Raw genomic sequence first — 13,497 nt, forward strand, 5'->3', positions numbered from 1 at the left:
GCCCAGGACATGCAGCAGATGGACGGTGTCATGCGGGTCTGTCAGATTTCGATTCCTTCCTGCATGCGGCCAAGCAGGTCGCGATGACGTTCGATTTCATCCTCGATCAGCGTTCTGGCGAGCGTCTTGAGTTGCTCGCCGCCCTCAAGGTCTGGGACCAGGTTCGCTATGAAATGCTGCAGAATAGGCACCGAGCGGCGCAAGATGGCCGGCTCCGGAATGGCGGGCATGACGAAGTTGCTGAGTATTTCATCCAGCGATTCGCCGGCGGCCTCTCCAGAGGCCTGGAATTCCGCCGTCTCAGGCCTCTCGGCGGCAGCGGCCGATTTCGTCCCCGGAGCACCCTTCGCGGCTTTGTCGGCGCCATTCATCCGTCGCCGGCTGATCGTTTGACCGCGCACGCCTTCGGCCTGATGCACGTCGCGGCCGGCAGTCTCCATCCTCGCCGAATCGAGGCGCGGCCCTTCGAGCCGGCGGTTCACGGATATTTCAGCGCGACCGTGGCGCCGCCCTTGGTCAGCAGAAGTTCCGTCTCGCCGATATGTTTGATGGTCCAGCCGTCATCGGTGAATGCGCCTTCGTGATAGCGTGCGCCGTCGGCTGCGATGACGTAGGGCCGGTCGCCATACCAGATCGCCTGCAGCATCAGGCGCGGCGCCTGCACTGCGTTGCCGGTCATGACGTTGGACACGAGAGTAACTTGACCGCCGAAGGTCTGGTCGAACCAGGATTGGGTCTCGGTCCAGACGCCGCTCTTGTCATCTGGGATCACGCCGGAAACCACGAGGCGCCCGGGCGATCGCTGGACGGTGACGGTGCTTATGCCGGACTGATCGAGACGTTGTTTGAGCTGGCTTTCCGCATCGGCGACTGTTTGAATCTGCGCCGGCGATGAATCGTCCAGCACTTCCTGCCCGCGCTCACCGGCGAATGCCATTCTGACCGGTTGATCGTCCCGAGAAGATGCCTGTGAGCCAATGTCTGACTTGGCGAGCGAGAACCCGTTGGCAGCGACAGAAACGGCAAAAACGGCAAGGAGAACGCTGCCGGCAACCAACATGGAGCGGTTGCCGAGCGACCACCGGCTCGATGGGCGTTCCGGATTGACCAGCCGGATTCGGGCGTCGCCGATACCGATGACGAACGGCAACCTGCAGCGACTGCCCTGTCCTTGACGAATGATTTCGCCTGTGAGGAGTGCAACATCGCCGCCAACGGCTTCGATTTCAAACTGGTTGCCCTTGCGCCGCAGCCTGGCGTGGATTGGAGCGATGCCGGCATCCCTGAGGACGATGTCAGATCCGGTGCTGGAGCCGATCGTATACAGCGCCTCAACCAGACTGAGTTCAGCGCCGGCATGAAAACCGTGGGTTACGCTGAGCGCGATGGACTGTGCGGATGACGGCGACGGGGCGATAATCGATCGCAGCCGACGCGCCGGCACAGCGTCCAGATATCTGCCGATAGGACTAGCGGTCATGCCACTTCATCTCCCGCCGATGGCGATTTCAAATGCAGCCGGACGATGGGCTTCCGCCATGCAACTGCGCCGCCGGTTGCTGTCGGCGGCGCATAGATTTGAGCATGCTTCGCGTCAGGCCTTCTCAGCCGACTCGCCGAGCGTCTTGGCGGTGCTCATCAGCATGTCATGCTGTGATTTCGCGATATCTTTCGTGATCTCCAGGTTAAACATGCGTTCCTGTTGCTTGATCATCTTGTCCAGGTTTTGTTCCGGTGACCCTGCAGAACCGGATGTAATGGGAGGGGTGGCAGCCATCATTGTCTCCTTGAGGGGCTGTTCAGGTTGCAAGCCCAGGCTCGTGCATGCGGTCCAGGACCTTGCAGTCGCAATCTAGGGCAGGGCGATCGAAAATGAAAGTCCGTTTGGAATATGTGAGCCATTTTTGTTCCAACTGTTGCGTTCGAGGCGTTCGCGGAGTAGCCTGAGCGATGGGGTGAATGGGGTGATTGGGAATGGAAAAAGGTCCTTTGGCGGAGCTGTTGGCCGAACGGTTTGAGACTATGCCGCCGCAACTGCGGATCGCGGCGCGTTTTGTGCTGGATCATCCCAAGGATGTGGCGCTGATGTCGATGCGCGAGCAGGCCCAGCAGGCCGGTGTTTCGCACAGTACGATGATGCGATTGGCGCGGTGGCTCGGCCTTGAAGGCTATGAGGACATGCGCAGCCTTTATGCGCGCGCGCTGCGCGAGACGACAGGAGGATTGCCGGCACGACAGGGCATCGAACGGGACGGCGGTTCGGGATTCTCGACGGTCGGCGTCGTTGCCGACGCCCTCGCCGCGCAGGTCTCAAGTCTTGGCGAATACGGTAGCGCCATGCAATTCATCGCAGCCGCCGACCTCGTTGCGGGATCGCGCAATCTTTTCGGCCTCGGCCTACGCTCGGCTTATCCGGTCACGAGCCATTTCGTTGACATCATGTCGTTCGCAGATAGCGGCGGCCGCAAGGTGATGCTGGTCGGCGAGATGGCCGGACAAGGTCTGGAGGCCCTTCAGCACGCGGGACGCGGCGACGTGCTCCTTGCCGTCGGCATGTCGCCGTACGAGCGCACGACGATAGAGGTGGCGCGCCAGTCGGCCCGGCAGGGCGTCGGCGTGGTGGCGATCACCGACAGCAGCGTGTCGCCGCTGACCCGGATTGCGCGGGAAGCGATCATCGTCACCTCCAATTCGCAATCATTCTTCCGAAGCATGGCGCCGGCATTCGCCGCCGTCGAAATCCTGGCGGCGCTGACGGCGGCGCGCTCCGGAATGGATGCCGCGGAGCGCGTGAAACAGTCGGAAGAACAGCTTGCTGCTTTCGGCATCTATTGGAAGCCCCCTCGATAATAGCGGAAGGCTGCGATCGGGGCGGGTGTGACGGCGGCCGGGCTGCCGGCAACAGTGATTTCCGGAGGTCGTCCAGATGGTTCGCCCGATAACGCTCACCAAGCCGCCCCTCCAGACACAGAAGGTCAATGCCAACGCGGATGCCGCCCAGGTAGCACGGCTGGAGGCGCAGGCGGCGGCACTGCGCGATCAGATCAGGCTCGCCAACAGAATGGGCGAGCGCGATTGGGCGGCACAGGCTCGCCAGGAACTGGCGCATGTAAACACGCAATTGAGTTCCCTTCAGCCGAAGCCGGCAACGGCACCGGCACCGGCGACACCGGGCGTCAATGTTGCGAACGCCGGCAATGGCACATCCGGCAATGGCACGACGGTGACGCCGGCACTCTACGTGAACACCAATCTCGCGACGCCGGCCGTGACTCTGGTGGACCTCGATGGGAGTCCGACCAGGGACGATCCCGCAGCAGCAAACACCGCCCGCGATATCGTCAACGACGTCACCGGAGGCAAAAGCATCGACCAGATCGCGTCTGACCGCCATATGACACGCGAGCAGGTTATCGCCGCGCTCAGGTCCGGCGGGATGACCGTGTCGGATGGAAGCGCGCCGAACGGCGACACGCAGACGACGAAAATCACGGATGCCAGCGGCCGCACCGTCACGCAGTTTTATGATTACCAGCACGACAGCTATTATGCGACCGTCCAGGAACAGCCCGGCGGCGCGACGACCACCTCGCCGGTCCGGGATGGGCTCGGACGCAAGGAAACCACCAGCTACAATTCAGACACCGGCGCCCTAACGACGCGCTATGAGGACGACCTCGGGACCGGAACCGTTACCGAGCGGACGTCGCTGCCCAATGGAGCGTCGGTGGAAACCGTGACGCCGGGCGCCGGTCCTTCTCTTCCCGTGACCACGGTCACAGGTCCGGACGGCCGCAAAACCATATTGGCGCCCGCCCAGGATCCAGGCGGATCCGACACGCCGAACATCAGGCAAGGCCTTGCCGACGGAAAAAGCATCGACCAGATCGCAAAGGAAAATGGCCTCACCGACCAACAGGTGATCGCCGAGATTGAAGGCGCCGGCTATCAGGTCAAGGCCACCGACAGCAGCGACGCGCAGTCGGTCGAGATCGTCGATCCGCGCAGCGGCGACAAGACCGTCTACTCCCACGACTATCAGCACGACGTACGCACCGTCACCACCACGGCTGACGGCAAGCAAACCTCGCAATCCGTCGATGGTAACGGAACCGAGACCAAGACCGTCACCGACAAGGACGGCCGGGTGACGACGACGATCACCGAGAAGATCAATGGCGGCAAGCCTGTCGAATACGAGGTCAAGGCGGGCGACAACCTGACCCTTATCGCGCAGCAATATGGCGTGACGCTGGATGATCTCAGGCGCGCGAATCCGGAGCTTTTCAGCTCGCACCGCGATCCGGACATCATCGACACCGGAGAAAAGGTCACCATCGATAACGGTACGCGCACGACCGTGAAGGTTACCTTCAACGGCTATACCCTGACCACCAAGCCCGATGGCAGCTCGACGTTGCACAACAACACCACCGGCACCGACCTGCAGATCGAGGCAGGAAGCACGGAGGAATCGCTGGCCAAGACACTGCTGGCGGCAAACCCCAACAGCAGCGATGCCAAGGAGGCAAAAGAAAGCCAGGTCGTGAAGACCTTCGTCGAGGGGTTGTTGGCCGGGGAGACCTTGCCCAGCCTGATCGCCGCCGCGCAAAAAGCCGGACATGACAAACAGGACCTGATCGACAAATACCACCTGGGTAAGCCCGTCACGCCCAAGCTTGACGGACAGAACAGGGTTGTCGATCCACTCGGCGATCCACCGCAGGGCAACGCGCCCTCCGGCGGAAAGTGGATGCCGATGAAGATGGACGGCGTCTGGACCTGGGTCGATCCCCAGGTTGCTCAGGCCATCATCGACGAGAACATCGCGCTGTCGCGCGTCACCGAGACGCGGGCTCTGGCGGGCCAGGAGCAGGAGCAGCTCAACGTCGATATGCTCGATCCCGCCTACAAGGATGGCGTCGGTGGCGCGCAGACCATCCTGAATAAGGCGTTGGCGCCGCACGGCCTGCAATGGAACGCTCAGAAACCGAAAGGCACGCTTGCCGATGCGCGCGAGCGGCTGACCAAGGCCAACACCTTGCTGCAGAACGCGCGGGATGCCCGCGGCGAATATGAGAACGCCGGGCGCGTCCTTAAGGACGCCATCGCCGGGCAGGGTCCGCTAACCCCGCTGGGCGATCCGAACGCGCCGGCAGTCAGCGCGCGGGGCACTCCCGACCTTCATCCGCAACGCGATCAAAGCGTCGCCGACCACTCTGCCGTCGACAAGCTGTTTTCCGAGGTCGGCCTGCATCTGAGCAAGGGCGACAAGCTCACCGTCGACTTCCTGGTAGGGCAGGCCGAGCTCAACGGCGTTCCCAAGGACTCGAAGGAATACAAGGAGCTCACGAGCCTACAGACGACGGCAGGCAGCCAACTCGAACTGGCTCAGGCCTACCAGAACTATTTCGACGCCCATGCCGACGCAACCAAGGTCAATGCGCGGCAGACGGATCTCGAGCAGAAGCTGTCCAACGAGTATCTTGGCGAGCAGAAGTTTAATTTTGACGAGAAGTACAATCGCATCAGCGGCGATTACCTCGGGCACTACAAGAGCTCGACACTGGAGATCCGTGACGGCCAGCTCTGGGTGGTCAACCATTTCGACGAGGGAACCACCGAACAGCAGCTGACCTACAGCCTGACCGACAAGAATGTCCGGGACGAATATCGCGATCGCCAACTCAACAAGGACTGGCAGACGCTTCTGGCCGGCTACGATGCCAACGCAAAAGTCTGCACGGCAAATGGTCTGCAATCGGTAAAGGCCAGCGAGGAACAGGCGGCAAAGAGCCTGAACGACGTCCTCGACAAGCAACTCGGCAACAGCATTGCCGACCTCAAGACCCAACTGCCGACGCTGCAGACCAATTTCGACAATGCGCTGACGAACCACAAACCAGGAACGGTCGATGCTCCCGCGGGCACGCTACCCGATGGCGCGCAGCCGGTCGAGATCGATGTCGGCGGGCAGAAGATCAAGGTGGCGCCCGACGTTGCCCAAAACTACGCCAAGACGGGGATCGATGCGCTGACCAAGGGCGGGAAGGCGGTTTGGATCGATCTTGACACGGAAGATGACGATACCAGCGGCCGCTGGGTCGACCCCGAAGTCGCGGTCGCCAGGCTCAAGCTGGGTGCCGTCAGGCTTCAGATATCGCAGGCCGAGGATCTGCGCAGGGTGGTGCAAGGCTTCAGCGACTATCACGAGCTTCGGCTCAGCGAGCCTTCGCTGCTGGTGGATGACAACACCACGGTCGACAAGACCTATCTGGACAAGCATGAGCCGCAGGCGCTCGACGGCATGTATCAGCCGAGGTTCCAGCAGTTGCTCGCCAACGGCTACGACAACGAGTTCAGGCAACAGCCGGGCGCGGCCCTTGATGAAACGGTCGCCAAGAAGCTCGGCCTGGACAGTTCGACCGATGATGGGCGCGACGCGATAGACAATGTGACGGACGAGATCCGCGATATCGGCGGCAACAATCCGTATGTGCGCAGCGTGCCGATCTTCTATGTCGACGACCAGGTCGGAACGCAGCAGGTTACTCTCTTTGCGGTGCGCGACGGGGACGGCAACACCCGATATGTCGATGCCACTGGCAAGAAGTTCGATGACCTTGGTGATTTCCAGGACAACAACAGTCAGTTTGGCGAGAACGGCAAGCTTGTCGTTCCCAAAAACCTGGAGATGAAGGCCGGCGCCGACGGCAAGATCGCGCTTGAGGTGGTGAAAGCGCGAAACGTCTCGGTCTGGGATAAGGTCGTCGATCCGCTGGTTGGCATCGGTACCGGCATTGCCACCATCCTGTCATTCACGCCAGCGGCGCCGGTCGCCGCGCCGCTGGCCTATACGGGCGCGGCCTATCTCGGAGCCAGAGCCGTTATAAACGAGGCCAACCACCTGGATCACGGTGGCGAGTGGTACGACACCGAATCGCTCACGAATATCGCAAGCGCCGCGACAACAGTTCTGCCCGTGGCCTCCAGCGGCCTGCGCACCATCGGCATGGCGGCGAAGAGCGAGTCATTGCTGGCAGGCCTTGCTGCCAGCCCCCGCGCCTTCGCCGGAAGCATAGGCGCGACACGGTCGAACTGGGCGTTGGCGTCAGAAACCCGCACCTACATGCAATCGACCGCCAAACTGAACAAGACGGCGTGGGGGCTGGACGTCGGCTCGGTGATTGTCGGCACACCTTTGCTGGCGACATCCGGGTACGATCTCGCCGCCAACGGGGACCAGATGAACGGTCTCCAGCTTGCCAACGCGCTGACGGGTCTTGGCACTGGCGTCACCGGCACGGGGCTCGGCATCCACGGTCTGCGCACCATGCGGCCAGGAACGGGAACACAGGCGAGCTCCAACGGCCCCGGCGCCAACCCGCCGCCGGGCAATGGCGGTCCGCATCAGCAGCCGCCCGGCGGCAAGGGACCGAGGCAGTCGCCGCCGGCGCTTGGCCCCGGCTCCTCCGGGCGCCCGATGAATATCTATGAAATGGGCGCCGATGGCGTTTACCGGCCGACGGGAGAGCAGGTCTTCCATGACCCCAGCCACCTGGTGATCCCGGGAGAAGCGATCAAGGGCGATGACGCCGGCGGCAATGATCCGACGGTACTGACGGGCCGCGATTCTGATGGCTCGACTGCCCAGGGCACACCGCATCCCGCTGATGGCGACTCCATCGTGGTGCCGGGTGAGCCGACAGGAAAAGACGGACCGGTACGCCTGGTCTGGGATCCGCAGACACGCAGCTTTGCCGGCATGCCCGAACGCGACACGAGCGGCTACGTCTACACCAGCGGCAAGGATCCGAAGACGTCCTCGGCCTATCTCGACGGCCTGAGCGCCGAGCAGCTGGTGGCTCGCTACGAGCAGGAGAAAAGCTATTATTCCAGCGCCGAGATGGCCGAGCGCTACGGCCCGGACGGCGTCCAGGTTCCACGCACGCCGCTTCGTGACGTACTGCCGGACTTCCGCGCCGGCCTCACCTTCCGGGTCCGGTTGAACACCGGCGACGCATTCGGGATAGGCTCGCCGACAATTGCGGCCGTTGGCTTCGGTGTCGGAACCAAGACCGATTTCGGCATGATCGGGTGGTCGATCGTCGACAGCGTCAGCCAACGCAGCCTGACGCCGTTCAAGGACGCGCTCGGCACCCAGGGCGTCGTATCCTACCGGGCACGCGAATACAGGAATATCACAAGCCTCCAGGCCGGCGTGTGGCCGGTGTCCAACCAGACGGCCTTCCCGGTTCGCAGCAGCGATCTGTCGGCGGCGGCGAGCAAGGCGATATTCCACGATGCCAGCGGCTATGAGGCCAATCCGGTCGATGCCGCTATCGTCGGGGTGACACCCGACGGCGAAGGCACTGTGATCGAGATGATCTACAAGCCTTCGCTGACTGGCAAGGAGGCTACCCTCGCGCCCGGCCAGCATGATTTCTTTGGGGTGCCGGCGGAAAACAGCTCCGGCCATGTCACGCTGCAAGGCGCGCTTCCGTTCGATCGTGTCATGACCGAGACCAAGGCCGGCATACGCCTGCCGATCGTAGCCAATCACGTCGCGGCGGTGGGCGAGATGCCACGCGTCGGCTTCGAGAGGCGCCCGGAACTGTCTGTCAAGGACACGTTGCAGCCGGGCGACATAGTGTCGACGCAGGCATTCGACCAGATCCAGTCCGCGCTCGGCTCGACAAGCCTGAAGATCCAGTTCGCGGTCAAGGACCCGGCGAAGGCGTCCGAACTGATCGCAGCCATCGGCCAGGGCGATGGCATCCGCTCGATCCGTGACCTCGTCAAGGCCGGTCAGATCGATCCGTCGAACACGGTTTCTCTGGTCGATGAGCCGACGCTGAGCGGATTGCGTCTTTCGGCAGTGCCGGGCAAGGCGGCCAGGGCAGACATCGTTTTGCTGACCGGCGAGAAGGCTCGCGTTGTAAATCCCGAGGCGATGCTGGTCGACGTCATCTTCAACGATCACAACAACCTGCCGGGCGTGCTGGGTTTCAATCCCGACCGGATGGTCACGTCCGCGACCTACAAGGTGAAATCGACAGTACAATCATGGCTTCCGGCACGCTTCCAACCCGACGGACCGCCTCAGTCCCGGTACATGCCGAGCGCCGGCAACATCTACAAGAACCTCTACGGTTCGCATGGCAGCCCGGCCACGCGCTACACGGTTTCACTGTCGACGCATCCTCTGCCCGCGGGTGCGCTGACTTTCAGCGCCGAGGTGAGGGTCCAGTACAAGTCCAAGGCGGCCAGCATGGCTCCTTCGATCGCCAAGAACGAAACCGCGACACTGACCTTCGATCGCGCCGACGGGCAAACCGAGGAACTGACGGTCCCGGCCTGGCTTGCCCATGCCGTGGAAACCTCGCATGACGGCGCGGCGACAGGCATCCCGAAGGGCGGCAAAGCCTCCCTGGAGCAGTTCCTCGGCGGACTGGAAAAAAACGCAAGACCTGATCAGCGCACCGCGATCGAGCAGTTCCGGACGGAATTCGGCCCGTCGATCGTCGATGGCGGCTTCATGCGCCAGAACGTCGCCGACGGTGTGCTGACGTTCCTCTCCTCGCAGGTGGGCAGCCGCCGAAACGGCCCGATTCAGATCAGGGACGAGCACGGGCAGTCCGTGACGGCAACCCGTTATGGACCGCTGCCGAAGAGCGCGGAGAATGTCTATGTGCCACCCGCCGACGGACCACCGGCGCGTGGCGACGAACCGGAGTTGATGCACAAGTCGCATATTTTGTTCCGCGATCCGGAGACCGGAGAAGCATACGTCCTGCCATGGATGCGCGGCGCCTCCGAGGACCATGTTCCGGGCAGTCGGCCGGAGGGCGAGGCCGTGTCGCCGGCGGCAACGCCGGTCAGGAAGGCGATCGAGACGGCGCCTCCAACGACCTATTCGCTGCAACAGGTCCGCAACATGCGGCAGCCCGAGAAATGGAAGGCCGGCGAGATCTATACGCGCGAACTCAATGGGTCGCCTGGAGAAGCGCATTTTCCGGTCGATGCCAACCCGGGTGGAGCCCACCCCGTCTCAGGCGCGGGTGGCCGGTATGTGGATGCGCCCGTCTTCAAGAGCGACGACGTGATCGAAGCCATCGAGGTCAAGACCTACCATCGCTGGACGACGATCAACGGTGTCGCGCAGATGCGCGAAGTGCCGCTCACGCCGAAATTGCAGGAGCAGATCAACAAGGATGTGGCGCTGCGGGATGAGAACCCGGGCTATCAACCGCGCTGGGTTTTCCTTGACGCGCCGCCTTCGCCCGAGTTGCAAGGGGCGCTCGATGATGCCGGGATCGTCGGCAACATCTTCGGACACAACAAACCTGCCGCTGCAACTTCACCATCCCAGTCCGCGGCGACCAAAAGCAGTTCGGGCCGAACTATCCAGCTCGAAGACGAGAGCGGCAAGGTGATCACGGCGGCGATGCTGGGCACCGAGCCAAGGGGACCGGAACGGGTCTATGTTCCGCCTTCCGACGGTCCACGGGCGTGGGGCGACGCCCCGGAGCTAGCGGACAAGACGCACATACTGGTGTACGACCCCAGTACGGGCGAAGCTGTGGTGCTGCCCTGGATACGCGGTGCTTCCGACGAACACGTGCCGGGAAGCCTGGATCGTCCGGAAGAGGGCGATCAGCCCGCTGGTGTAGACGAGGGAGCAAGCAATGTCGGCCGACCGTTGCGCGGCAATGTCGGCCCCTATGTTTTCCGCGCCGACACGCGCTCGCCGGGCGAGATCAGGGACGCGGGAGGCTTCTCGCCGCCGCTGCCGACAGGGATCTGGGTGGACAACCCGCAAGGCATCGCGCTGAGCAATTATGTCATGGGCAATACCCATGGCCGTTTCGTTGGCACGAGCCAGTCGGTCTCAGGGGCGAAGGCCTTCGTCTCGGAGGAGTCGCGGGCCGCGCGCCAGCAAGGCTACACCTATCTCTACACATTGAATCCGAGCCGGCCGCGCCTCCACGTACCGACCGAGTTCGAGGCGATGGGCCGGCCTGTCGGCGACAGGATGGCCCGTGTCGACGAGACCGCAGTCGACGGCAGCATACCGTGGGGCGAGGTCCATGGTTGGCGGATGATGGGCCCAGACGGCACCTTCGTCAGCGGATTTACCCGCAACGAGGATGCCGTTGCTCCAGGCGCATTGACGCCGAAACGCCCGCAGATCATCTTGCGGCCAGCCGACGAATTCTGGGATGTCGGCGCTCCGACGGAGGCGCCGGTAACCGAAGCGGTGGTCGACGAGACGCCATCCGTGACGGCCAACGAAACGCCGCAGGTGGTGGACACTTCGGCCGACACGTCCTCGCCGAGCGTCACTTGGCCGCCCGCGTCCGACGACGGCAGGGCGGTTTTTGACCCGGCAAGCGGAAGGATCGTCAGCCTTGAGCTTCCGGCGAGTTCCGCAGCGCAACCGGGACATGCCCAACCGGTACGGGCGCCGACCGGGCTGGAAGTCAGGGCATTTTCCACCGATCAGATTTCAGGGCTGACCGGCGCGCAGTTGCACGCCATCAAGCCGGAGCACATCGCCAAGCTGACGCCCGAGCAGGTTGCCACACTGAGCCCAGAGCAGATCGGGCAACTGACGATTGATCAACTTGCGGCGCTGCGGCCGAAGCAGTTGCGGGCGCTGAGCAGCGAACAGCTCCAGGCGATCAGGCCAAGCAGATTACAGGCCATTGCGCCTGGCCGCATCAGCGGCTTGCGACCGGATCAGGTTGCCGCCTTCTCGCCCGAGCAGCTCGCTGCCTTGACCTTGGAGCAAGTGCGCAAGCTGACGCCTGACCAGATCGCCAAGCTCAGCGATGAGCAGCGCAACGCCTTTACGTCGGAACAGTTCGCGGCCATGAGACCTGCCCAGTTCGGCCATCTCGATGGGACGCAGTTCGCGGCGTTCAATCCCGACCTTGTCGCGGCACGCAATCCCGCGACAACGGCAAAGCTGTCGCCGGACCATATATCGGCGCTGACGCGTGAGCAGCTAGGGACCCTGACCGTTCATCAGATCGAGGCGCTGACCAGGCAACAGATCGGCGCCCTGACGCCGAAGCAGCTTGGCGAACTGAGCCCCGGCCAGTTGCGCAAGTTCACGCCCACGCAGTTTACCTGGATGTCGACGGAGCAGACGAATGCGCTTTCCGTGCTGCAGGTGACAACCTTTCGGGCTACCCATAAAAAGGCGCTGACGCCGGATCAGGCGGCCGGCGTCGATCTGGCGCTGAGCCACACCAGGATGCGCGAAAACGCTCAGGCTCTCGCCACCTTTGGCGGCATGTCGACCACATCCTACGTGCTGTGGAGCTCGTTGCCTCCGACCTGGACCGCCACCGCCGGAGCGGTTGCGTTTGGCGTGCGGGGCTTCGTGTTCGGCACGCAGGCGATCTTTCCCAACGCGACGGCAAGCCACAGGCCGTTCGGGCGGTTCCTCAATGCGCTTGGCGGCGCCACGTTCATTGCCGCGGCGCCAGGGGCCGCGACCGGAATGGTCCAGGGCAAGGATCTTGTCGTCAACAGCACGTTCTCGCTCGGCAACGTCGTCTATGGCACGAAGTCAATGCTGCAGTCGTTCACCGGCAGGCCGGTGATCCGGAACCTGGCCGAGCATCTGGCTGGCCCCGGTTATGTGCTCGGCTGCGCTGTCTATACACTTCACTCCTGGCCGGCGCCGATCGCCACGGTCGCCGGCACCATGTTCACGTTCGGCTGCGCGGAGTTCTGGGCGTCGGCGATAAGGACGGACCGGATGAACCGCCGTTCGGTGCCGCGAACCGATGCCGATATCGCGGCCGCTGCGAAGTCCGACAAGAAATGGGCTGCATGGGATCGCTGGACGCTGGGCATCACTTTCGGCATCGGAATGCTTCTCTTCTCACTGGACTCGCTGCTCGCCCAACCTTGGGACCCCAAGACGGTCGCCCCGCCCGATCCGAACAAGCCGGATGGCGATGCGTCCTCCCAGCAGCCCGACGATCACCCGGATGTCCCAGACGAACCGAAGACCCCGCCCGAACATTTCCCGCAACTTGTGGTGTCGGCGGACGATGGCCTGAATTTGCGGAGCCAGCCCGAGGGCGACGCCGCCGTGGTGACGGTGCTGCGACCCGGCTCATTCGTCGAACAGACCGCGAGGCCTTCGACCGACCCGTCGGGAAAGGCCTGGATAGCCGTCGAAGGTTTCGGAACGGATGGCAAAATGCACAGCGGCTGGGCTTCCGGCAACTATGTCGAGGTTCATCCCGAAGGCAGCAGCAATCCGCAGGGCCGCACGAACCCGACACTGGAGCAGGACGGCTATCAGTGGGTCGAGGTCAGGAACGGTGACAGCATCCGCCTGATCGCCAAGGCGCATTCAGCCGATGTTGCCGATACGGTGGTGCTGAACATGGATCATATTCTAAGCCCGGATATGATTTTCTCCGGCGACCGCATCTACCTGCCGATTGCGGCGGTTGGCTGAGACGGCGCGGG

At 63.2% G+C, this 13,497-nt stretch carries 5 protein-coding genes; 2 read left to right on the top strand and 3 right to left on the bottom strand.

Features of this window, described 5'->3' with window-relative positions:
• Positions 1 to 41 precede the first annotated feature (41 nt).
• From CK226_RS21765 to CK226_RS34475, 3 genes are all read right to left on the bottom strand, one after another.
• A complete protein-coding gene (locus CK226_RS21765; protein ID WP_245437810.1) occupies positions 42 to 482 on the bottom strand; it encodes a hypothetical protein in 441 nt (146 codons plus the stop codon).
• Complete coding sequence (locus CK226_RS21770; protein ID WP_095793043.1) at positions 479 to 1,480, bottom strand: EscD/YscD/HrpQ family type III secretion system periplasmic domain-containing protein; 1,002 nt, start codon at positions 1,478 to 1,480, stop codon at positions 479 to 481. The genes CK226_RS21765 and CK226_RS21770 overlap by 4 nt, the downstream gene beginning before the upstream one ends.
• A gap of 114 nt (positions 1,481 to 1,594) precedes the next feature.
• The gene (locus tag CK226_RS34475) at positions 1,595 to 1,777 is read right to left on the bottom strand and encodes a hypothetical protein (RefSeq protein WP_142875995.1); all 183 of its coding nucleotides are present in this window, start codon (positions 1,775 to 1,777) and stop codon (positions 1,595 to 1,597) included.
• Positions 1,778 to 1,974: 197 nt separating this feature from the next.
• Between CK226_RS34475 and CK226_RS21775 the strand changes: the two genes are divergently transcribed.
• Both CK226_RS21775 and CK226_RS21780 read left to right on the top strand, forming a co-directional pair.
• Complete coding sequence (locus tag CK226_RS21775; RefSeq protein WP_280951481.1) at positions 1,975 to 2,850, top strand: MurR/RpiR family transcriptional regulator; 876 nt, start codon at positions 1,975 to 1,977, stop codon at positions 2,848 to 2,850.
• 76 nt (positions 2,851 to 2,926) lie between these two features.
• The gene (locus CK226_RS21780) at positions 2,927 to 13,486 is read left to right on the top strand and encodes a LysM peptidoglycan-binding domain-containing protein (RefSeq protein WP_095793044.1); all 10,560 of its coding nucleotides are present in this window, start codon (positions 2,927 to 2,929) and stop codon (positions 13,484 to 13,486) included.
• Positions 13,487 to 13,497: the final 11 nt, after the last annotated feature.

The organism is Mesorhizobium sp. WSM4311, assembly GCF_002295115.1.
In the GTDB taxonomy this organism is placed as follows: Bacteria; Pseudomonadota; Alphaproteobacteria; order Rhizobiales; family Rhizobiaceae; genus Mesorhizobium.